The following is a 20,261-nucleotide window of genomic DNA, read 5'->3' on the forward strand; positions in this document are numbered from 1 at the left end:
GCGAAGGCACATACACGCGCAAGGGGCGCGCCCGTCGTCACGGGCGCGCCCCTTGCGGCTTTGCTGCGCGATCAGTTGTGGCCGAAGCGCCGCTGGTGTTTACGGGCAACATCCGCCGGGCTTCCCTGGGCCTGCGACTGAGGCTGCGCATGGGACTCGTAGGCGGTGGACTTGGCCTGCTCGCCACGGTGCTCGGCGGCGGAGGAACGGTCCTGCTGCTGGCTGCTCTGCTTGCGGTTCTTGTTCTTGGCCATGGTGTGCCTCCTGTGGGATTTCTCGGGGCCAGGGCCGCTGTCAGACTCACATACCGGCAGAACTGCCGCATTTTGGATCATTGCGGTGGGTAAAGGGCCCATGTCGCGCCATGTGCCGCGTTCCGCCACGCCGATGATCGAGTTCCGGCCGTTAACCCTCCCGTGGTCGGGCAGACTCGAAGGAAACCCGGAACAATCCCCGATCCGGAACCTTCCCCGATCCCGAAGTTCCCGAAAGAGGGTGGAACGCGTGGACCGCTGCGTTGTCCTGGTGGACGCCGGATATCTACTGGGCGCTGCCGCGAGCCTTCTTGCCGGAGAACCGGCGCGTTCCCGGATCACCGTCGACCACGCCGCCCTCATCCAGGGCCTGCGCGACCTCGCCGAAGCCGATACCCAGCGACCGCTGTTGCGTATCTACTGGTTCGACGGCGCCCCCGACCGCGTACCGCAGCCGGAGCACCGGCGGCTGCGCGTCATGCCGCGGGTGACGGTCAGGCTCGGCGCACTGACCCGCAGCGACGGCCGCTGGGCGCAGAAGGGCGTGGACGCGGCCATGCACGCCGAGCTCACCGAGCTGGCCAGAAATCGCGCTTGCTCGGACGTTGTGCTGGTGACCGGCGACGGAGACCTGCTCCCCGGGCTGATGTCCGCCAAGGAGCACGGCGTGGCCGTGCATCTCTGGGCGGTGCAGGCCGCCGACGGCGACTACAACCAGTCCGAGGACCTGGTCGCCGAGGCCGACGAGCGGCGGGTGCTCGACCGGGTGTGGATCACCAGGGCCGTGCGGCCCAAGGAGCTCACCGGCATCTGCGCGCCGCCGCCCGTGCCCCGCCCCGAGATCGCGGCGATCCTCTCCGCGCCGCTGCCCGAGTCGGCGCTCGCCGCTTCGCAGGAGCGGGCAGCCGAGGCCGTACACAACGGATCGCAGCCCGCGACCTCCGAGAACGGCGTCGAGTCCGTCCCGGTCCCCGCCTCCGCCAAGGGCGTCCCCACCCCCAAGGACCTGGCGAGCCTGCGCGCGCCCGGCCCGCTCACCGGACCGCAGCCGACGAGCGCCACTCTGCGCTGGTCCTCCGACAAGGGCTGGGTCGAGCGCCCCGGCGGCAACGGCGGGGCGCTGGGCGAACCGGCGGAGACCGCGTCGCTGCCGACGCTGGCCCAGCTCACCAGCGCCGAGCAGCGCTGGGCCGACCGGGAGGAGGACATCACCACGGTCGGCGGCGACCCCTTCGAGGTCGGCCAGGTGTTCGCCCGGCGCTGGATGGAACGGCTGCCGGAGTCCAGCCATGTGCAGAAGCTGTCCACCATGTACCCGCGGATCCCGCACCGCATCGACGGTGAACTGCTGCGGTACGCGGCCCGCTTCGGGCTGCTGGCGCACAAGGACGACCAGATCGACGAGCACGACCGCTATGCGATCCGGGCGGGATTCTGGCGCGAGATCGACGTACGGGCGGCCGCCGAGCACGCGCCGGCCGGTGAGTAGCGCCGCGACGGCACGGCAGTAGCCGGGGCCCGAGGACGTTCCGGGCGGCCGGACCCCGTAGTCTCGTACCTCGTGAGTACGGTGTGCGTGGTGCGGGATCTCGTCAAGACGTACCCCGCCGTGCGCAGCAGGCGGGGGACGCCGGGGACTCCTGAGGTGCGTGCCACCGATGGGATCTGTCTCGATGTCCGACGCGGCGAGATCTTCGGCCTGCTCGGGCCCAACGGCGCCGGCAAGTCCACCCTCGTACGACAGTTCACCGGCCTGATGCGCCCGGACGCGGGCAGCGTCGAGGTGCTCGGCCACGATCTTGTACGCCACCCGGAGCGGGCCTCCCGGCTCATCGGCTATCTCGGGCAGGAGTCCACCGCGCTCGACGAGCTGACCGTCGCGCTCGCCGCCGAGACGACGGGACGGCTGCGCGGACTGTCCGTGCGGGGCGCACGGGCCGAGCGCGACGCCGTACTGGAGGAGCTCGGGCTGACCGGGATCGCCGCGCGCCCCCTGAAGAAGCTGTCCGGCGGGCAGCGACGGCTGGCCTGCTTCGCGACCACGCTGGTCGGAGAGCGGCCGGTGCTGGTACTGGACGAGCCGACCACCGGCATGGACCCCGTCGCCCGGCGAGCGGTATGGGCCGCGGTCGACCGGCGGCGCGCGGAGCACGGCGCGACCGTGCTGCTCGTCACCCACAACGTCATCGAGGCCGAGACCGTCCTCGACCGGGTCGCCGTACTGGAACGGGGCCGTGTCATCGCCTGCGACACCCCGACCGGGCTGAAGGAACACGTCGCGGGCGAGGTACGGGTCGAGCTGGTGTGGCGCGAGCGGGCACCGCTGGATGTGCCCGAGGTCGCCGCGCTGTACGGGTCCGCGCAGGAGTCCGGGCGCCGCTGGGTGCTCAGGCTCGCGCCGGACGAGGCGCGGGCGGCGGTCGCGGCGGTGACGGGCGGCGCGGCGTTCGCGGCGCTCGACGACTTCACGCTGGCCACGCCCAGCCTGGAGGACGTGTACCTGGCGCTCGGCGGGAACGCGATGAAGGGGCTGGTCAAGGCGTGAGCACCGTGCCCGCGGAGGCGGTGGCCGGACAGACCGGACAGGTCGGACAGGCCGGAAAGACCCGAGCGGAGAGCGGGGCCGCGCCCGCGCCGCTCGCGCCGCGGGCGCGGCTGCTGCCGGCACTCGGTGCCGTGTACCGCGCGCAGCTGTCCCGGGCGCGGGTCGCCCGGATCCCGCTGCTCTTCGTGGCGACCTTCCAGTCGATCGGGATCATGGTCCTGATGCGCGGGGTCGTCGACGGCGGCGCGGAGGCGCGGGCCGTCGTCGCGGGGTCCAGCGTGCTCGTCGTCGCCTTCGTCGCGCTCAATCTGCTCGCCCAGTACTTCGGGCAGCTGCGGGCCAGCGGCGGCCTCGACCACTACGCCACGCTGCCGGTGCCGCCGGCGGCGGTGGTGCTCGGCGCTGCCGGCGCGTACGCCTCCTTCACCGTGCCCGGCACGGTGGTCACGGCGGTCGTCGGCAGCGTGCTGTTCGAGCTGCCGCTGACGCATCTATGGGTGCTGGCCGCGGTGATCCCGCTCGCCGGTGCGGCTCTCGCCGGGCTGGGCGCGGCGCTCGGGCTGCTCGCGCCCCGCCAGGAACTTGCCACGCTGCTCGGCCAGTTGGGGATGTCCGCTGCGCTGCTGCTGGGCGTGCTGCCGGCCGACCGGCTGCCGGGACCGATCTCGTACGCACGTGATCTGCTGCCCTCCACATACGGCGTGGAGGCGCTCGCCAGGACTTTCGACGACCATCCGGACTGGGCGGTCGTCGGGCTCGATCTTGCGGTCTGCGCGGTTGTCGGTGTCGTCTCGCTGACGGTCGCGACCTGGGCGTACCGGCGGGCGGCGGTCCGGTGAGGCGGCCTTCCGGCCCGCCTGGCACGATGGCGGTGTGACCGCACCTCTGACACCGCCCCACCAGCCTCATCAGCCGTCGCCGGACAATGGCCCCTGGCAGTCGCCGCCGACGGGTCACGCGTCCTTGCACCCGAAGGACGCTACGGACGCGGAGGAGAACCCCGAGCTGAAGACCGACCTGCGGGACGCGGCCGTGGTGCTGGTGGCCGTCGCGGTTCTGGGCGTGGCACTGGGACTCCTGTGGCTCTGGCTGGCGCCGCGGGTGCCGCTGATCTCGAACGGCAAGGCGGTCTTCCTCAAGGACACGGAGGGCGAGGAGGCGGTGGGCGCGGACGGTACGTTCGTGCTGCTGGCACTCGCTTTCGGCGCCGTCAGCGCAGCGGCGGTCTTCTGGTTGCGCAGGCGCGGCGGCATCGCGCTGGTGGTGGCGCTGGCCGTGGGCGGACTGCTGGGCTCGCTGCTGGCGTGGGGCATCGGTGTGTGGTTCGGCCCCACGCACGATGTGGTCGCGCATGCGAGGGCGGTCGGCGAGGGGGTTACCTTCGACGCGTACCTGGAGCTGAGGGCGAAGGGGGCGCTGCTGGCGTGGCCGGTGGCGGCGATGGTGGTCCACCTGGCGCTGACGGCCCTGTTCGGTCCGCGGGACCCGGAACCGGAGTGGCCCCCGCAGTACGGGGCGCCGGGGCCGGTGCCGCCGGGGGACGGCAAGGCGTGATGCCGGGGGAGTCTCCCCGGGCCCGTCCGCTTCGGTGACAACGCCCGGGGTCCCCTGGGCCCCTGAAGGCGCGGCGGCCTCGCGCGGCGGGTGCGGGGATGCTCTCCCCCGGCCCGGGCTGTCAGGCCGGGCGACGGCCGTGGTTCGCCCGGTGCTTGCGGATGCGCCACTTCCGTTTGCGGGTGCGTTTGGACATGCGCCGTCCTCTCCCGTCGGACCGTTCCTACGGTCGTAGCCGAGGACAGTCGCCCCGTCGAGCCCCTACGCGCGCCCGATCGGAGCCAGTACCGCCGACGTCAGCGTCCGCAGGTCCGCCGGGGAGAGTTCGACCTCCAGGCCGCGGCGGCCCGCCGAGACGCAGATCGTGGCATGGGCGGAAGCCGACGCGTCCAGAACCGTACGCAGACGCTTCCGCTGGCCCAACGGCGAGATACCGCCCCGGACATAGCCCGTCGTACGCTCCGCCGCCGTCGGGTCCGCCATCGTCGCGCGTTTGCCACCGACCGCCGCCGCCAGCGCCTTGAGGTCCAGCAGGCCTGCCACCGGGACCACCGCCACGGTCAGTTCACCGTCGACGTCCGCGACCAGGGTCTTGAAGACCCGGTCGGGGGAGATGCCGAGGGCCTCGGCCGCCTCCTCGCCGTACGAGGCGGACGCGGGATCGTGGTCGTACGCGTGCACGGTGAACTCCGTGCCCGCGGCGGCCAGCGCCACCGTGGCGGGCGTGCCCCCGGGGCCGCCGGACTTCCTGGTCTTTTTCGGCACCGCAGGCTGCTCCCGTCAGTTGGGGCTCGTCGGCGCCCGGGTCAGGTCGACCGCGGGCAGCGACGGAAGATGGCGGATCACCGCGGTCTCCGAGCGCAGGAGCGTCAGCTCCTCCCGCAGACGGGTCGCCGTGTCCGGGGCCTGGAGCAGCCGCTGTTTCGCGGGAGTGTCCAGTACGGCCGCCGCGGCGACCAGATACGAGACCACCGACGGTTCGTCGGGCAGATCGGCCCCGGTCGACAGTGAGCGCTCACGTGCGCCGGCCAGCCGCTTCTGGTAGCTGCGGAAGGCCCGCAGCACGCCCTCGGCGAGCGCGCCCGCGCCGTCCCCCGAGTCCTCCGGGATCTCCTCGAGCTCGGCCGTCAGATACGGGCCGCTCGCGTCGACCGAGAGAAGCTTGACCCGCGTCGTCCCCGTCGCGAGCACCTCGAAGCTGCCGTCCGCGCGTTCGCGGATCGTTGCCGCGTCCGCGACACAGCCCACGGGGTGGAAGGCCTGGATCGGGTCGGAGCCGAAGCCCGCCGCCGGGCCGCGTTCGGGCAGCGCGGTCGGGTCCGGCATGCCGGGCGCCGTCGGCGCGACCTCGCCGCCGTCGCGGATGGCGACGACGGCGAAACGGCGGGGCTCGGACTCGTCCGTCTTCAGCAGCTCGCGCATCATGGCGCGATACCGCTCCTCGAAGACGTTCAAGGGCAGGACGAGGCCCGGGAACAGGACCGAGTTCAGCGGAAAGAGGGGCAGACGTGCGGTGGTCACAACGGTCAAGCCTAATGGCCGAAGGACCAGCTTCGTCCGGCCTGTCCACGCAGTGGCATGGATGAGGCGATCTGGATCCGTACTCCGTCCCTCGCATCGAGGAACCGGCCCAGCGGATCGTCGGTCACCAAGTTCCAGGGGAAGGACGTGGCGTACGGGCCGATCAGCCGGAACTGCTCCAGCGCCTCCGCCCACCGCCCGCGCCCCACCAGAACGTAGGTCAGCAGATTGCGCACCTCGGCCGGCCAGGGATCCCCGGTCGCGTAGTCAGCGGAGAGGGCGATCGCGAGATCCGCCGCCGCGTCGATCCGGTCGTCCTGGACGGAGGTGGTCTCCCCGGTCAGCAGCTGCGCGAACGCGGCGCGCACCGGCAGCGCCTGCACCAGTGAGCCCGGCAGCGCGTCCGCCGCCGCCTGCTCGGCGAAGTCGAAGCACTCGCGGTGTGAGCCGTACCACTGGGCGGACAGATACTGCAGCGCCGCGACATGGCAGCCGTAGTGGTGCGAGGAGCGGCGCACCGCCTGCTCCCAGAGCGACTCGAAGGCCGTGTGCGTCGCATGCGTCCCGCGCGCGTGGTCCAGCGAGATGCGCCACGGTACCGGGTCGTTCGCATCCCCGTCCGCCGCCGCGTCGATCAGTGGCCCGACCTCCCGCAGCCGCTCGCCGCGCGCGGGTGACTCCCAGGCCTTGCGGACCGCGAGTTCGGCCTTGAGGACCAGCGCGTCGGGGTCGCGGGGCGCGGCGGCGAGCCAGCTTGTCAGCCACTCGTCCCGGTTCAGCGCGAAGGTCGCGAGCCGCGTGACGTAGCGGTCGCGGTTCTCCCACTCGGCGCCCTCGCGCGTGGTGGCGAGCAGCTTGGCGGCCGGCTCGTACTCGCCGAAAGCGGCCGCGACCAGCGCGGGGCCCAGCCGCTCGCCGGGGGCGTCGAGCAGCACTGCCGCGTCCGGCGGCAGGCCGTCGGCGAGCTGCGGCGTATGACGGATCATGCGCGCGGTACGGATCAGGGCGCGGAGCAATGACATGGTGTGGACCATTGAAAACTGCAGGTCCAAGGCGCGCCAGAGGACAGCTGTGAAGCTTTCGTAGCGGCCGAATGGTTGTCCTGGCGAAAGCCAAGAGAGCGTAAAGAAAGAGGCCGTACGGGAGGTGGTTCAGCCGCGTCTGAGTAGGCGGGAGGCCCCCGCCGCGACCGTCGTCGCGAGGATCCAGCCGAGCAGGATCAGCGCGGCCGAGGCCCACTGCCAGCCACCGTCCAGCCGCCAGTAGCCGTCCTGGCCGAGATCGATGACCGGCACCAGCAGATCCAGGGCGTACAGCGCGGCATTCCACTGCGGATGTTCGTCGACCTTGATCGGCGCCGGATCCACCTGCGCGAAGGCGACCGCGCCCAGCGCCCAGAGCACAGCCATCCACAGGGCTGCCCGGCCGGGGCGGTAGCCGTAGGCCACCGTCCAGTCCTGGAGATAGCCCCAGAGCTTCGCGGCCAGCGGCAGCGTCTCACGTCGGCGGCGCTGCTTGGCGAGCAGCACCTCGCGCGCGTCCGCGTCCTCGCCGCTGTTGCGCAGCACGGTCGCCAGCCGTTCGTACGGCTCCGGTGAGTACTCCGGGGTCGCCGACGCCACCCAGTCCAGGCGCCGACCGAGCGGGAACTCCTCGTACGGGACAAGGTTTTCGTACACGAAGCCGCCCATCGCCAGACCGCCGGGGCCCGGCCAACTCGCCGCCATGTCGATCAGCGTCACCACCTTCGCGCCGTTCAGTACGACGCGCCCCTCCTCCGGGCGCTCCGCGTTGAACCGCAGCTCCGGAGTGACGATCCTGCGCAGCGACAGTTCCTCGCGCGGGCTCAGGACGAACCGTGCGCGGTGTAAGTCGACCGCGTCGCCGAACCGCCCGTCGTCCAGCCGCACCCCGCCGTGGCACTCGAAGGGCTGCAGCCGCGTGCCGCGCGACGGCGTGGCCGTATTGCCGATACCGAAAGGGGGCGTCGCGCCCTGATTGCCCGTGGACTCGCTCACCCACGCGCCCGTCATATAGAGCGTCCGCTCCACACTCAGCTGCGGGGCATTGAGCGCACGCCGCTCCGCCGCCGCCCGCAGCCGACTGCCGCGCAGGCTCAGCGAGACCCCGACCTTCGCGCCGCGCAGACTGAACTCGCCGTAGGTCTCAATCAGTTCGGCCTGCAGATCCTGCGCGACCGACATCCCGTCCGCGGTGATCGCGCGGCCGCGCCGGTCCGGCCTGACATTTATCTGGTTGATCAGCAGATCCGTGCCGATCTGCGCGTCGGTGAGCCGGATGCCGTGCTCCACCCGGCAGCGCGGCAGATGCAGATCGCCCTCGGTACGCAGCCGGGCCGCCTCGAGCCGCGGGATCGCGCAGCCGACCATGCGCACCGTGGTGAAGTGCGCCTCGGGCATGAGCACTTCGCTCTCGAAGCGGCAGCCGTTCAGCTCGACGTACGGGGCAACGCTGCCGCCCGCGAGCTTGAGCGTCCCGGTTATCTGGACCCCGCGAAGCTTGAGCGCGGCGACCCGGCCGGGCCGCGCGGCCGGGCCGCTGAGCAGCAGCCGGGCGACGATGCCGGCGCGCACACTGCGTTCGGGGCCCCAGGGGCGTGGGGAGAAGGGATCGTTCAGCAGGGGATTGGTGTCGCTCAGGTCGCACGTACTCCCGTTCCGGAAGGCGTTCCACATCTGCAGCTCGGTCGGGCGCAGCCCGTCCGGAGGCCCGTCGTCCAGCGGCTCGGTCACTGCCGCTCCTCCGCTTCCTTGGCTCGTACAGCTGTTCTTCCCGCTGAGTGACGGACTGAACGCTAGTGGTCATGAACATGTACTGGGACATGTATCAGCCAGTGATACGGGCGACCGGCGGCGGATTGCGGTCTGAGAGAATTGGTTCCGTGATCTCACGAATCGATCTGCGTGGCGACGCCCTCCCCGAGGGTGCCGCTCTGCGCGACCTGCTGCCCCGTGCCGAGTTCGACGTGGAAGCCGCCCTGGAGAAGGTGCGGCCCATCTGCGAGGCCGTGCATCATCGCGGCACGGCGGCGCTGATCGACTACGCGGAGAAGTTCGACGGGGTGAAGCTGGAGCGGGTGAGGGTGGACGCGAAGTCCCTCACCGATGCCCTGGAGCAGCTCGACCCCAAGGTCAGGGCGGCTCTGGAGGAATCGATCCGGCGCGCCAGGATCGTCCACCGCGCACAGCGCCGCAGCGAGCACACCACACAGGTCGTCCCCGGCGGCCGCGTCACGGAGAAGTGGGTGCCGGTCGAGCGCGTCGGGCTGTACGCACCGGGCGGCCGCTCCGTCTACCCCTCCTCCGTGATCATGAACGTGGTGCCGGCCCAGGAGGCGGGTGTCGAATCCATCGCGCTGGCATCCCCGCCGCAGAAGGAGTTCGGCGGCCTTCCGCACCCGACCATCCTCGCCGCGTGCGCGCTGCTCGGCGTCGACGAGGTGTACGCCGCGGGTGGCGCACAGGCCGTCGCGATGTTCGCGTACGGCACCGAGGACTGCCCTCCCGCCAATATGGTCACAGGGCCGGGCAATATCTGGGTCGCCGCTGCCAAGCGCTACTTCACCGGACGGATCGGCATCGACACCGAGGCGGGACCGACGGAGATCGCGATCCTCGCCGACTCGACCGCCGACCCGGCGCACGTCGCCGCCGACCTGATCAGCCAGGCCGAGCACGACCCGATGGCCGCCGCGGTGCTGGTCACCGACTCCACGGAGCTGGCGGACACGGTCGAGAAGGAGCTCGTGACGCAGGTCGCGGCCACCAAGCACATCGAGGACCGGATCGTCCCGGCGCTGAGCGGCAAGCAGTCCGCGATCGTCCTGGTCGACGGTGTCGAGGAGGGCCTGCGGGTCGTCAACGCGTACGGTGCCGAGCACCTGGAGATCCAGACCGCCGACGCCTCCGCGGTCGCCGCCCGGGTCCGCAATGCCGGCGCGATCTTCGTCGGCCCGTGGGCGCCGGTCTCGCTCGGCGACTACTGCGCGGGCTCCAACCACGTCCTGCCGACCGGCGGCTGCGCCTGCCACTCGTCGGGCCTTTCCGTGCAGTCCTTCCTGCGCGGCATCCACATCGTGGACTACACGCGAGACGCCCTGGCCGAGGTGACGCACCACGTGGTGACGCTCGCCGAGGCAGAGGACCTGCCCGCGCACGGTGCGGCCCTGAAGGCGCGTTTCGCCGAAGGCGAACTGGACCGGCGCAGCGCCGAAGGCGAACTGGACCGGCGCAGCGAGTGGAAGGCGCCCGGCAAGTGACCTTCGGCATCGACGACCTCCCCATCAGGGACGAGCTGCGCGGCAAGTCCCCCTACGGCGCGCCCCAACTCGACGTCCCCGTACGTCTGAACACCAACGAGAATCCCTACCCGCTGCCCGAGCCGCTGGTCGAGCGCATCGCCGAACGCGTCCGCGAGGCGGCCCGTGAGCTCAACCGCTACCCCGACCGTGACGCGGTCGAGCTCCGCACCGAGCTGGCCCGCTATCTCACTCGCACGGCCGGGTACGAGGTCGCCCTCGACAACGTCTGGGCTGCCAACGGCTCCAACGAGGTCATCCAGCAGCTGCTGCAGACCTTCGCCGGACCGGGCCGTACCGCCATCGGCTTCGAGCCGTCGTACTCCATGCACGGCCTGATCTCGCGCGGCACCGGCACCGGCTGGATCTCCGGGCCGCGCGGCGAGGACTTCACCATCGACGTGGCGGCCGCCGGGGCCGCCATCGCCGAGCACCGGCCCGACGTCGTCTTCATCACCTCGCCGAACAATCCCACGGGGACCGCGGTCGAGGCCGACACCGTCCTCGCCCTGTACGAGGCGGCGCAGTCGGCCAGGGCCGGCACTGCCGGGGCGATAGTCGTGGTCGACGAGGCGTACGTCGAATTCAGTCACCGCCCCTCGCTGCTGCCGCTGATCGAGGGCCGGCCGAACCTGGTGGTCTCACGCACCATGTCCAAGGCCTTCGGCGCGGCCGGTCTGCGCCTGGGCTATCTGGCCGCGCACCCGGCGGTGGTCGATGCCGTCCAGCTGGTGCGCCTGCCGTACCACCTGTCCGCCGTCACACAGGCCACCGCGCTCGCCGCGCTGGAGCACACCGATACGCTGCTCGGGTACGTGGAGCAGCTGAAGACCGAGCGGGACCGCCTGGTCGGCGAGCTGCGGGCGATCGGCTACGAGGTCACCGAGTCCGACGCCAACTTTGTGCAGTTCGGACGCTTCGACGGCGAAGGGGCCGCCCACGAGGTCTGGCAGCAGATCCTCGACCGGGGCGTGCTGGTCCGTGACAACGGCGTACCGGGGTGGCTGCGGGTCACCGCGGGAACCCCGGCAGAGAACGACGCGTTCCTCGAGGCGGTTCGCGCCCTCATGAAGGAACGCAGCGAGAAGGAGCAGAGCGCATGAGCCGCGTAGGACGGGCCGAACGCACCACCAAGGAGACCTCCGTCGTCGTCGAGATCGACCTCGACGGCCACGGAAAGGTCGATGTGTCGACCGGGGTCGGCTTCTACGACCACATGCTCGACCAGCTCGGCCGCCACGGCCTGTTCGACCTCACCGTGAAGACCGAGGGCGATCTGCACATCGACTCGCACCACACCATCGAGGACACGGCCCTCGCGCTCGGCGCCGCCTTCAAGCAGGCGCTCGGCGACAAGGTCGGCATCTACCGCTTCGGCAACTGCACCGTGCCGCTGGACGAGTCCCTCGCCCAGGTCACCGTGGACCTCTCGGGACGTCCGTACCTCGTGCACACCGAGCCCGAGAACATGGCGCCGATGATCGGCTCGTACGACACGACGATGACCCGGCACATCCTGGAGTCCTTCGTCGCGCAGGCCCAGATCGCGCTGCACGTCCACGTCCCGTACGGCCGCAACGCGCACCACATCGTGGAGTGCCAGTTCAAGGCGCTGGCCCGCGCCCTGCGTTACGCCGCCGAGCGCGACCCGCGCGCCGCCGGCATCCTCCCCTCCACGAAGGGCGCCCTCTAAGCTCATGACCGGCCTCTCCACCATCCTCATCGTCGTCGGTCTCTTCCTCGCCGGCGGTGTGTACTCCTTCTCCAAGCAGAAGATGCCCATGGGCCTCATCGTGCTCCTCGGTATCGCATCCGCGATGTGCCTGGTCGCCGGTGTCCTGCGGGTTCAGGGGGTCTGGGAATGACCGTGCCCAGGAAGGTCGTCGTCCTCGACTACGGATTCGGCAACGTCCGCTCGGCCGAGCGCGCCCTCGCCCGGGTCGGCGCGGACGTCGAGATCACCCGTGACTACGACAAGGCCATGAACGCCGACGGGCTCCTCGTCCCCGGCGTCGGAGCCTTCGCCGCCTGCATGGACGGCCTCAGGAAGGCCCGTGGCGAGTGGATCATCGACCGCAGGCTCTCCGGCGGCCGGCCCGTCATGGGCATCTGCGTCGGCATGCAGATCCTCTTCGCACGCGGCATCGAGCACGGCGTCGAGACCGCGGGGCTCGACGAGTGGCCCGGCACGGTCGGCCCGCTGACGGCCCCGATCGTGCCCCACATGGGATGGAACACCGTCGAGGCGGCCGACGACAGCCGGCTCTTCGCCGGAGTCGACGCCGACGCCCGGTTCTACTTCGTGCACTCCTACGCCGTGCACGCATGGGACCTGGAGGTCACCAACCCCGCCATCCGCGCGCCCCAGGTCACCTGGGCCACGCACGGCGAGCGCTTTGTCGCCGCAGTGGAGAACGGCGCGCTGTGGGCGACCCAGTTCCACCCCGAGAAGTCCGGCGACGCCGGCGCCCAGCTGCTGACCAACTGGATTGAGACGCTGTAATGCCGAAGCTTGAACTCCTCCCCGCAGTCGACGTCCGCGACGGCCAGGCCGTCCGCCTCGTCCATGGCGAGTCCGGTTCGGAGACCTCGTACGGCTCTCCGCTCGAAGCCGCCCTGACCTGGCAGCGATCGGGCGCCGAGTGGCTGCATCTCGTCGACCTCGACGCGGCCTTCGGCACCGGCGACAACCGCGCGCTGATCGCCGAGGTCGCCGGCGCCATGGACATCAAGGTGGAGCTGTCGGGCGGCATCCGCGACGACGCCACGCTCGAGGCCGCGCTGGCCACCGGCTGCACCCGGGTCAACCTGGGCACCGCCGCGCTGGAGACCCCCGAGTGGGTGGCCAAGGTCATCGCCGAGCACGGCGACAAGATCGCGGTCGGCCTCGACGTACGCGGTACGACGCTGCGCGGCCGCGGCTGGACCCGCGACGGCGGCGATCTGTACGAGACGCTGGCACGCCTCGACTCCGAGGGCTGTGCCCGCTACGTCGTCACCGACATCGCCAAGGACGGCACCCTCCAGGGCCCCAACCTCGAGCTGCTGCGCAATGTCTGCGCGGCGACCGACAAGCCCGTTGTCGCCTCCGGCGGCGTCTCCTCACTCGACGATCTGCGGGCGATCTCCTCGCTCGTCCCCGAGGGCGTCGAGGGTGCGATCGTCGGCAAGGCGCTGTACGCCGAGGCGTTCACCCTCGAAGAGGCGCTCGCGGCGGTGGCGGAATGACCGATCCCTTCGCCGATTCCCCCGCCGTACGGCGCATCGGCTCCGACGGACCGTGGGAGGAAGCCTTCGGCTACTCCCGCGCGGTCGAGCTGCCGAACGGCCTGGTCCTGGTCTCCGGCTGCACCTCGGTCGTCGGCGGCCAGATCGCCGCGGGCAGCCCCTACGACCAGACGCTCTGCGCCTTCGCCGTCGCCTTCGACGCCTTGAAGGAACTCGGCCTGGGCCGGGAGGACGTGGTGCGTACGCGGATGTACCTCACCCACGCCCGGGACGTGGACGAGGTCGGCCGCGCCCACAAGGAGCTCTTCGACACGGTCCGTCCGGCCGCGTCGATGCTCATCGTCTCCGGCTTCGTCGATCCGAGCCTGGTCGTCGAGGTCGAGGTCGAGGCGTACCGAGGAGGTGCCGGATGACTCTCGCGATCCGAGTGATCCCCTGCCTGGACGTGGACAACGGCCGGGTCGTCAAGGGCGTCAACTTCCAGAATCTGCGCGACGCGGGCGACCCCGTGGAGATGGCCAAGCTGTACGACGCCGAAGGCGCCGACGAGCTGACCTTTCTCGACATCACGGCTTCCTCCGGCAACCGTGAGACGACCTACGACGTGGTGCGCCGCACCGCCGAGCAGGTCTTCATCCCGCTGACCGTGGGCGGCGGCGTGCGCAGCGCCGACGACGTCGACAAGCTGCTGCGGGCCGGCGCCGACAAGGTGGGCGTCAACACCGCGGCGATCGCCCGCCCCGAGCTGATCCGCGAGATCGCCGAGCGCTTCGGACGCCAGGTACTGGTCCTGTCGGTCGACGCCCGCCGTACTCCGGAAGGCTCCTTCGAGGTCACCACGCACGGCGGCCGCAAGGGCACCGGTATCGACGCCGTCGAATGGGCCCACCGGGCCGCCGAGTTGGGCGCGGGTGAGATCCTGCTCAACTCGATGGACGCGGACGGCACGAAGGACGGCTACGACACCGAGATGATCGCCGCGGTACGGAAGCACGTCTCCGTCCCGGTCATCGCCTCCGGCGGCGCCGGCAAGCTCTCCGACTTCCCGCCGGCCATCACGGCGGGCGCGGACGCGGTCCTGGCGGCCTCGGTCTTCCACTTCGGCGATCTGCGGATCTCCCAGGTCAAGGACACCCTCCGCGAGGCGGGGCACCCCGTCCGCTGACAGCCGTGGACAACTGACCTGCAACTCGCGCTGATCGTCGGCGCCGGGGCGATCGCGGCCCTCGCCGCGGTGGCGCACATCGCCGCCGCGGTCGGTGTCGCCGTGGTGATCGGACTGCTCGCGGGGCTGAGCGGCGCGCTGTGCAGCGCCCTTGTGCAGACCCGGACCGGTCCGGCCTGCCTCGGCCGGGTCACCTCGGTCGCGACCTTCTTCAGCCTCGGTGTCGCACCGCTCACCTTCCCGGTGAGCGGCGCGGCCGTCGGCCTGTGGGGCACCGCGCCGGTTTTCGGCTTCAGCGCCGCCGTCTGCGCCCTCGGAGCGGTCTACGGACTGTGCTCCCAGGGAGCGCCGTGCGGAGTTGCCGCGCCGAGCCGCCCGAGCCGAACCGCGCAGAGCCGCCACCGGTCCGGCACGCTCATACCCCGCCGGGCTACATCCCGAGCTTGGCCTCGTGCAGCCGCGCGATCGCGTCCTTGTCGCCCTCGAGGTCCACCTGCGCCGTTCCCTGCCGCCCGAACATGAAGATCGTCAGCTCGCTCGGTTCCCCGGTCACCGTCACCACCGGGGTGCCGCGGTGCCCGACCGCCGTCTGCCCGTTCGAACGGCGCAGCACCAGCCCGACCGGGGACCTGCGGCCCAGCAGCCGGGACGCCTTCTCCAGCCGTGACCACAGGGCGTTCTCGAAGATCCGGTCCAGCTCGCGCGGCTTCCAGTCCGGCTGTGCCCGCCGTACATCCTCGGTGTGGACGAAGAACTCGACGGTGTTCGCGGCCTCGTCGATCTGCTTGATCGCGTACGGGGACATCCGCGGCGGTCCCGTACGGATCAGCTGGATCAGCTCCGAGTAGGGCTTCGCGGCGAACTCGGCCTGCACCCGGTCGAGGCGGCTCTTGAGCGGGCTCAGCACGATCCCGGCCGCCGCGTCCACCCGCCGCTCCCGGACCACCACATGGGCGGCGAGCTCCCGGGTGTTCCAGCCGTCGCACAGGGTCGGGGCTTCGGGGCCCGCCGATTCCAACATCTCGGCGAGCAGAAGTCGTTCACGCTTCGCATGGGTCGACATGACCGCCAGGATACGACTGCGGCGCGGGGTCCGCCCAGTGGACGCACTGTCCGGCGACCCCGGCGGGCACGGCACAATGGCCGTATGACCAGCAGTGTCCCCACAGGTTCCCTCGATCCCGCCGTCGCCGCCCGGCTCAAGCGCAGCGCCGACGGCCTGGTTCCGGCCATCGCCCAGCAGTACGACACGGGTGAGGTGCTGATGCTCGGCTGGATGGACGACGAGGCCCTGCACCGCACCCTGACCACCGGCCGCTGCACCTACTGGTCCCGCAGCCGCCAGGAGTACTGGGTCAAGGGCGACACCTCCGGCCATGTCCAGCACGTCAAGTCCGTCGCCCTGGACTGCGACGCCGACGCCGTCCTCGTCAGGGTCGACCAGGTGGGGGCCGCCTGTCACACCGGGGACCGCACCTGCTTCGACGCCGACGTCCTTCCTCTGGGCCAGTAGGGTCGGGCGCCATGGATCTCGACACCTTCCGCAAGCTCGCCGCCGACCGCCGTGTCATTCCCGTCAGCCGCAAGCTGCTCGCGGACGGCGACACCCCGGTCGGGCTCTACCGCAAGCTCGCCGCCGAGCGTGAAGGCACCTTCCTGCTGGAGTCCGCCGAGAACGGGCGCTCCTGGTCCCGTTACTCCTTCATCGGCGTACGCAGCGCCGCCACGCTCACCGAGCGCGAGGGCCAGGCTCACTGGCTCGGCACCCCGCCGGTCGGCGTACCGGTCGAAGGCGACCCGCTCCAGGCCCTGCGAACCACCGTCGAGGCGCTGCACACTCCCGCTGCGCCTGGCGGTGCGGGAGGTACCGCCGCGGACGACCTCGCCTCCGGGATGCCGCCCTTCACCGGCGGCATGGTCGGCTATCTCGGCTACGACATCGTGCGCAGGCTCGAGAAGATCGGGCCCGGCGAGCGCGACGACCTGCAGCTTCCCGAGCTGACCATGCTGCTCACCTCGGATCTCGCGGTGCTCGACCACTGGGACGGCACCGTCCAGCTGATCGCCAACGCCATCAACCACAACGACCTCGACACCGGCGTCGACGAGGCGTACGCGGACGCAGTCGCCCGTCTCGACGCCATGGAGGCGGACCTATCGCGGCCGCTGGCCTCCTCGCCCGCCGCGCTGCCGCCCTCCGAGCTGCCGGAGTTCTCCGCGCTCTGGGGCGGCAAGGACTACCAGGACGCCGTCGAGGACATCAAGGAACGGATCAGGGCGGGCGAGGCCTTCCAGGTCGTACCGTCGCAGCGGTTCGAAACGCCCTGCCACGCCAGCGCGCTGGACGTCTACCGGGTGCTCAGGGCCACCAACCCGTCGCCGTACATGTACCTCTTCCGCTTCCACGGCTTCGATGTCGTCGGCTCGAGCCCGGAGGCCCTGGTCAAGGTCGAGGACGGGCGCGCCATGGTGCACCCGATCGCCGGCACCAGGCCGCGCGGCGCGACGCCGCAGGAGGACCAGGCCCTCGCCGACGAGCTGATGGCCGACCCCAAGGAGCGCGCCGAGCATCTGATGCTCGTCGACCTCGGCCGCAACGACCTGGGCCGGGTCTGCGAGCCCGGCAGCGTCGAGGTCGTCGACTTCATGTCGGTCGAGCGGTACTCCCACGTCATGCACATCGTCTCGACCGTGACCGGCCGGGTCGCCGCGGGCCGGACCGCCTTCGACGTACTGACCGCCTGCTTCCCGGCCGGCACGCTCTCCGGCGCCCCCAAGCCCCGCGCGATGCAGATCATCGACGAGCTGGAGCCATCGCGGCGCGGACTGTACGGCGGCTGCGTCGGCTATCTCGATTTCGCCGGTGACTCCGACACCGCGATCGCCATCCGCACCGCACTGCTCCGCGACGGCACGGCATTCGTGCAGGCGGGAGCGGGTGTGGTGGCCGACTCGGACCCGGTCGCCGAGGACACCGAATGCCGTAACAAGGCGGCCGCGGTGCTGCGCGCCGTCCATACCGCGAACCGCCTCAACAGCTGACGGGACGGTAAGGGATAGTGGGGTGCGTGAGTGCTGTACCCGTACCCCAGCCCCGCGCCGAAGCCGCCTCCGCCGCCACGAGCAGCCGCCGCAGCCTCGCCGCCGCCCTGTTTCTCGGCGCCGTCGGCGCCGTCGTCGTGCTTCTCGCTGCCGGTCAGATCTGGGCCGAGGGCAAGGCCGCCGTCGGCGGCGGCAGCCTGCCGCTCGACGCCGAGGGCAGCGATGTCACCGGTGTTCCCACGGCGCTCGCCATCGTCGGCCTGGCCGCTCTCGTCGCCGTCTTCGCGGTACGCAGCGCCGGCCGGCTGCTCGTCTCCGCCCTGCTTGCCCTGAGCGGTGCGGGCGCGGCCCTCGCCGCCTTCCTCGGTGCCTCCGACAGCGCGGCACTCGACGAGAAGGCCGCGCGGACAACCGGGGACACGGCGGCCACGGTGGACGCGCTCACCCACACCGCCTGGCCCTACGCGACCGCGGTCGGCGGTCTGCTGATCCTGCTCGCCGGGCTGCTCGCGCTGCGTTACGGCAGGCAGTGGCCCGCCATGTCGGGCCGCTACGAGCGCGACGGGACCCCCCGGCCCCGCAAGGCCGCGGTGGTGGACCCGGACCGGCCCGAGGACCTGTGGAAGGCTCTGGACCGCGGTGAGGACCCGACACGCGAGGCGTGACGCACCCCACGTCATGCCGCGCCACGGCATACGGGACAATGAGAGGTGAGCTTCGCGCTCACCACCGGACAACAGCTCAGCCAAGTACGTCGACGAGGAGCACATTCATGTCGGGCACCAGCCACGGACACACCCCGGCCGCCTGGACCGGTGTCACCATCTCGTTCATCGGCTTCTGCGTCGCAGGCCTCTTCATGGTGGCGGCCAACCCCCTCGGCTTCTGGGCCGGTATCGGCGTCATCGCGCTCGGCGGTGTGGTCGGCGCGGCCATGAAGGCCGCCGGTCTCGGCATGCCGAAGGAGTCCGAGGCCTCGGTGCGGGCCAGGCACCACGCCGCTCAGGCGACGGCGCAGCCCGCAGCGGCTCAGACCACCGCCTGACGCCGCGGTCCGGCCCCACGAGGCGCAGCCCTCGGGTCCGGCCCGACGAGGCGCAGTCCGAGCGAACGGGCTGCGCCTTTCCGTATGAGCTGCGCCTTTCCGTACGAACGGAGAGAATCACGGGGTGGACGTCATGCCTTCTTCCGCCACACGGGCCGGCGAGCCCGGCCCGGCCCCGCTCGCGCGGCGCCTGGCCACTCCGCTGGCCACCCTCGCGGTCGTCGCGGCGGCCTTCGCGTACGTCGGCGCGGTCGATCCCAATGAACCGGGCCACTACCCGGTCTGCCCGCTGTTCCGCGTCACCGGGATCTACTGCCCCGGCTGCGGCGGGCTGCGCAGCGCCCACGCATTCATCCACGGCGATCTGGGCGCCGCCATCGGGTCCAACGCGGTGGCAGTCGTGGGCTATGGAATCTTTGCCGCGGTGTGGGTGATGTGGCTGATTCGCGCCGTACGGGGAGTGCCCCTGCGGATCACCCCCGGGCCCGCCTGGTGGTGGTCGCTCGGCGGCGTCCTGCTGATCTTCAGCGTGGTCCGGAACCTGCCGTTCGGCTCTGCGCTGGCTCCGTAAAGTCCCAGGTAGTGGGACGGCCGCCAACCGGATGCGAGCTCGAGGCCATCCTGCGGATACCATCGACATGGCTGATCCTGATCCATCTCCACGTCCCGGAAGGGGGCCGCTCGCGTGAGTGTGCTCGACGAGATCATTGAAGGCGTACGCGCCGACCTCGCAGAGCGGCAGGCGCGTGTCAGCCTCGACGAGCTCAAGGAACGTGCCGCCAAGGCTCCTGCGGCCAAGGACGGCGTCGCCGCGCTGCGTGGCGAGGGCGTCAAGGTGATCTGCGAGGTCAAGCGCTCCAGCCCGTCGAAGGGCGCGCTCGCCGCGATCGCCGACCCGGCCGCGCTCGCCGCCGACTACGAGGCGGGTGGCGCCGCCGTCATCTCCGTACTGACCGAGCAGCGCCGCTTCGGAGGATCGCTCGCCGACCTCGAAGCGGTCCGCGCGAAGGTCGACATCCCCGTGCTGCGCAAGGACTTCATCGTCACCGCGTACCAGCTGTGGGAGGCCAGGGCCTACGGCGCCGACCTCGTGCTGCTGATCGTGGCCGCCCTCGAGCAGGAGGCCCTGGTCTCGCTGATCGAGCGCGCCGAGTCGATCGGGCTCACCCCGCTCGTCGAGGTGCACGACGAGGACGAGGTCGAGCGGGCGGTCGAGGCCGGCGCGAAGATCATCGGTGTCAATGCCCGCGATCTGAAGACGCTCAAGGTCGACCGCACCGTTTTCGAGCGGGTCGCCCCCGAGATCCCGGCGCATATCGTCAAGATCGCCGAGTCCGGTGTGCGCGGTCCGCACGACCTGATCGCCTACGCCAACGTCGGTGCCGATGCCGTGCTCGTAGGCGAGTCCCTGGTCACCGGCCGCGACCCGAAGTCGGCCGTCGCCGACCTGGTCGCCGCGGGTGCTCACCCGGCCCTGCGGCACGGCCGGAGCTGACCGACCGATGACCGCCGCCCGCGCCGCCGCCACGCCGTACCGGACGCCATCGCGTCCGGCGACGGCGGATCCGCACACGGCCGCGTCCGCCGTC

At 71.3% G+C, this 20,261-nt stretch carries 24 protein-coding genes; 18 read left to right on the forward strand and 6 right to left on the reverse strand.

Annotated elements, in window-relative coordinates; all coding sequences use genetic code 11:
- Positions 1–71: 71 nt before the first annotated feature.
- Positions 72–254 (reverse strand): hypothetical protein, encoded by a 183-nt coding sequence (locus ACWDZ6_RS21010; RefSeq protein WP_451504053.1) that lies wholly within the window; start codon positions 252–254, stop codon positions 72–74.
- Between the two features lie 241 nt (positions 255–495).
- Between ACWDZ6_RS21010 and ACWDZ6_RS21015 the strand changes: the two genes are divergently transcribed.
- From ACWDZ6_RS21015 to ACWDZ6_RS21030, 4 genes are all read left to right on the forward strand, one after another.
- On the forward strand, positions 496–1,743 hold the full coding sequence (locus tag ACWDZ6_RS21015; RefSeq protein ID WP_366733759.1) for an NYN domain-containing protein: 1,248 nt from the start codon (positions 496–498) through the stop codon (positions 1,741–1,743).
- A gap of 81 nt (positions 1,744–1,824) precedes the next feature.
- Positions 1,825–2,799 (forward strand): ABC transporter ATP-binding protein, encoded by a 975-nt coding sequence (locus ACWDZ6_RS21020; protein ID WP_451504064.1) that lies wholly within the window; start codon positions 1,825–1,827, stop codon positions 2,797–2,799.
- Entirely contained in the window at positions 2,796–3,638 is an 843-nt protein-coding gene (locus tag ACWDZ6_RS21025) for an ABC transporter permease (RefSeq protein ID WP_451504054.1), read from the forward strand. Before ACWDZ6_RS21020 ends, ACWDZ6_RS21025 begins: the two co-directional genes overlap by 4 nt.
- 34 nt (positions 3,639–3,672) lie before the next feature.
- A complete protein-coding gene (locus ACWDZ6_RS21030; protein WP_451504055.1) occupies positions 3,673–4,353 on the forward strand; it encodes an ABC transporter permease in 681 nt (226 codons plus the stop codon).
- A gap of 261 nt (positions 4,354–4,614) precedes the next feature.
- Here ACWDZ6_RS21030 and ybaK read toward each other — a convergent pair whose 3' ends face one another.
- The 4 genes from ybaK to ACWDZ6_RS21050 all read right to left on the reverse strand — a co-directional run bounded on the left by ybaK (position 4,615) and on the right by ACWDZ6_RS21050 (position 8,627).
- The gene (gene ybaK / locus ACWDZ6_RS21035) at positions 4,615–5,118 is read right to left on the reverse strand and encodes a Cys-tRNA(Pro) deacylase (protein WP_389183893.1); all 504 of its coding nucleotides are present in this window, start codon (positions 5,116–5,118) and stop codon (positions 4,615–4,617) included.
- Between the two features lie 15 nt (positions 5,119–5,133).
- Positions 5,134–5,874 (reverse strand): LON peptidase substrate-binding domain-containing protein, encoded by a 741-nt coding sequence (locus tag ACWDZ6_RS21040; protein ID WP_389183896.1) that lies wholly within the window; start codon positions 5,872–5,874, stop codon positions 5,134–5,136.
- Positions 5,875–5,885: 11 nt separating this feature from the next.
- Positions 5,886–6,908, reverse strand: coding sequence for a hypothetical protein (locus tag ACWDZ6_RS21045; RefSeq protein ID WP_451504056.1), 1,023 nt, complete (start codon positions 6,906–6,908; stop codon positions 5,886–5,888).
- A 117-nt stretch (positions 6,909–7,025) separates the two neighbouring features.
- Positions 7,026–8,627: an oxidoreductase gene (locus ACWDZ6_RS21050; protein ID WP_366733755.1), complete on the reverse strand. Its 1,602-nt coding sequence runs from the start codon at positions 8,625–8,627 to the stop codon at positions 7,026–7,028.
- Between the two features lie 149 nt (positions 8,628–8,776).
- Between ACWDZ6_RS21050 and hisD the strand changes: the two genes are divergently transcribed.
- From hisD to hisF, 8 genes are read left to right on the forward strand one after another with little or no spacing between them, the layout of a single operon-like run.
- A complete protein-coding gene (gene hisD / locus ACWDZ6_RS21055; protein WP_451504057.1) occupies positions 8,777–10,153 on the forward strand; it encodes a histidinol dehydrogenase in 1,377 nt (458 codons plus the stop codon).
- Positions 10,150–11,295, forward strand: coding sequence for a histidinol-phosphate transaminase (locus ACWDZ6_RS21060; protein ID WP_406732379.1), 1,146 nt, complete (start codon positions 10,150–10,152; stop codon positions 11,293–11,295). Before hisD ends, ACWDZ6_RS21060 begins: the two co-directional genes overlap by 4 nt.
- Complete coding sequence (gene hisB / locus ACWDZ6_RS21065) at positions 11,292–11,885, forward strand: imidazoleglycerol-phosphate dehydratase HisB (protein ID WP_326649311.1); 594 nt, start codon at positions 11,292–11,294, stop codon at positions 11,883–11,885. Before ACWDZ6_RS21060 ends, hisB begins: the two co-directional genes overlap by 4 nt.
- A 4-nt stretch (positions 11,886–11,889) precedes the next feature.
- Positions 11,890–12,057, forward strand: a complete 168-nt coding sequence (locus ACWDZ6_RS21070) for a hypothetical protein (RefSeq protein ID WP_366733751.1) — start codon at positions 11,890–11,892, stop codon at positions 12,055–12,057.
- The gene (gene hisH / locus ACWDZ6_RS21075) at positions 12,054–12,695 is read left to right on the forward strand and encodes an imidazole glycerol phosphate synthase subunit HisH (protein WP_451504058.1); all 642 of its coding nucleotides are present in this window, start codon (positions 12,054–12,056) and stop codon (positions 12,693–12,695) included. The genes ACWDZ6_RS21070 and hisH overlap by 4 nt, the downstream gene beginning before the upstream one ends.
- On the forward strand, positions 12,695–13,420 hold the full coding sequence (priA, locus tag ACWDZ6_RS21080; protein WP_351454366.1) for a bifunctional 1-(5-phosphoribosyl)-5-((5-phosphoribosylamino)methylideneamino)imidazole-4-carboxamide isomerase/phosphoribosylanthranilate isomerase PriA: 726 nt from the start codon (positions 12,695–12,697) through the stop codon (positions 13,418–13,420). Before hisH ends, priA begins: the two co-directional genes overlap by 1 nt.
- Positions 13,417–13,833, forward strand: coding sequence for a RidA family protein (locus ACWDZ6_RS21085; protein WP_451504059.1), 417 nt, complete (start codon positions 13,417–13,419; stop codon positions 13,831–13,833). The genes priA and ACWDZ6_RS21085 overlap by 4 nt, the downstream gene beginning before the upstream one ends.
- Positions 13,830–14,585, forward strand: a complete 756-nt coding sequence (gene hisF, locus ACWDZ6_RS21090; RefSeq protein WP_326649306.1) for an imidazole glycerol phosphate synthase subunit HisF — start codon at positions 13,830–13,832, stop codon at positions 14,583–14,585. The genes ACWDZ6_RS21085 and hisF overlap by 4 nt, the downstream gene beginning before the upstream one ends.
- A 430-nt stretch (positions 14,586–15,015) precedes the next feature.
- On the opposite strand, the gene ACWDZ6_RS21095 is transcribed toward hisF, so the two are convergent.
- Positions 15,016–15,648 carry a TIGR03085 family metal-binding protein gene (locus ACWDZ6_RS21095; protein WP_366733747.1) on the reverse strand — a complete coding sequence of 211 codons (633 nt, stop codon included), beginning with the start codon at positions 15,646–15,648 and terminating at the stop codon, positions 15,016–15,018.
- A gap of 84 nt (positions 15,649–15,732) precedes the next feature.
- Between ACWDZ6_RS21095 and hisI the strand changes: the two genes are divergently transcribed.
- The 6 genes from hisI to trpC all read left to right on the forward strand — a co-directional run bounded on the left by hisI (position 15,733) and on the right by trpC (position 20,167).
- On the forward strand, positions 15,733–16,098 hold the full coding sequence (hisI, locus tag ACWDZ6_RS21100; protein ID WP_366733746.1) for a phosphoribosyl-AMP cyclohydrolase: 366 nt from the start codon (positions 15,733–15,735) through the stop codon (positions 16,096–16,098).
- Positions 16,099–16,109: 11 nt separating this feature from the next.
- Positions 16,110–17,627, forward strand: coding sequence for an anthranilate synthase component I (locus tag ACWDZ6_RS21105; protein WP_451504060.1), 1,518 nt, complete (start codon positions 16,110–16,112; stop codon positions 17,625–17,627).
- 17 nt (positions 17,628–17,644) lie between these two features.
- Positions 17,645–18,292 carry a TIGR02234 family membrane protein gene (locus ACWDZ6_RS21110; RefSeq protein ID WP_451504061.1) on the forward strand — a complete coding sequence of 216 codons (648 nt, stop codon included), beginning with the start codon at positions 17,645–17,647 and terminating at the stop codon, positions 18,290–18,292.
- Positions 18,293–18,399: 107 nt separating this feature from the next.
- The gene (locus ACWDZ6_RS21115; RefSeq protein ID WP_389183929.1) at positions 18,400–18,672 is read left to right on the forward strand and encodes an HGxxPAAW family protein; all 273 of its coding nucleotides are present in this window, start codon (positions 18,400–18,402) and stop codon (positions 18,670–18,672) included.
- A gap of 133 nt (positions 18,673–18,805) precedes the next feature.
- Positions 18,806–19,243 (forward strand): DUF2752 domain-containing protein, encoded by a 438-nt coding sequence (locus ACWDZ6_RS21120; protein WP_451504062.1) that lies wholly within the window; start codon positions 18,806–18,808, stop codon positions 19,241–19,243.
- A 114-nt stretch (positions 19,244–19,357) separates the two neighbouring features.
- Positions 19,358–20,167 (forward strand): indole-3-glycerol phosphate synthase TrpC, encoded by an 810-nt coding sequence (trpC, locus tag ACWDZ6_RS21125; RefSeq protein ID WP_351454341.1) that lies wholly within the window; start codon positions 19,358–19,360, stop codon positions 20,165–20,167.
- The last annotated feature ends 94 nt before the right edge of the window (positions 20,168–20,261 follow it).

The sequence above is a fragment of the Streptomyces sp. NPDC002926 genome, from assembly GCF_053591755.1.

What these genes read in the sequence shown, in the direction of transcription:
- ACWDZ6_RS21105 (WP_451504060.1), top strand. Translation starts at nt 16,110, where the DNA reads ATGGATCTCGACACCTTCCGCAAGCTCGCCGCCGACCGCCGTGTCATT.
- hisH (WP_451504058.1), top strand. Translation starts at nt 12,054, where the DNA reads ATGACCGTGCCCAGGAAGGTCGTCGTCCTCGACTACGGATTCGGCAAC.
- hisI (WP_366733746.1), top strand. Translation starts at nt 15,733, where the DNA reads ATGACCAGCAGTGTCCCCACAGGTTCCCTCGATCCCGCCGTCGCCGCC.
- hisF (WP_326649306.1), top strand. Translation starts at nt 13,830, where the DNA reads ATGACTCTCGCGATCCGAGTGATCCCCTGCCTGGACGTGGACAACGGC.
- priA (WP_351454366.1), top strand. Translation starts at nt 12,695, where the DNA reads ATGCCGAAGCTTGAACTCCTCCCCGCAGTCGACGTCCGCGACGGCCAG.
- hisB (WP_326649311.1), top strand. Translation starts at nt 11,292, where the DNA reads ATGAGCCGCGTAGGACGGGCCGAACGCACCACCAAGGAGACCTCCGTC.
- ACWDZ6_RS21045 (WP_451504056.1), bottom strand. Translation starts at nt 6,908, where the DNA reads ATGGTCCACACCATGTCATTGCTCCGCGCCCTGATCCGTACCGCGCGC.
- ACWDZ6_RS21120 (WP_451504062.1), top strand. Translation starts at nt 18,806, where the DNA reads ATGCCTTCTTCCGCCACACGGGCCGGCGAGCCCGGCCCGGCCCCGCTC.
- ACWDZ6_RS21010 (WP_451504053.1), bottom strand. Translation starts at nt 254, where the DNA reads ATGGCCAAGAACAAGAACCGCAAGCAGAGCAGCCAGCAGCAGGACCGT.
- ACWDZ6_RS21070 (WP_366733751.1), top strand. Translation starts at nt 11,890, where the DNA reads ATGACCGGCCTCTCCACCATCCTCATCGTCGTCGGTCTCTTCCTCGCC.
- ACWDZ6_RS21095 (WP_366733747.1), bottom strand. Translation starts at nt 15,648, where the DNA reads ATGTCGACCCATGCGAAGCGTGAACGACTTCTGCTCGCCGAGATGTTG.
- ACWDZ6_RS21115 (WP_389183929.1), top strand. Translation starts at nt 18,400, where the DNA reads ATGTCGGGCACCAGCCACGGACACACCCCGGCCGCCTGGACCGGTGTC.
- ACWDZ6_RS21085 (WP_451504059.1), top strand. Translation starts at nt 13,417, where the DNA reads ATGACCGATCCCTTCGCCGATTCCCCCGCCGTACGGCGCATCGGCTCC.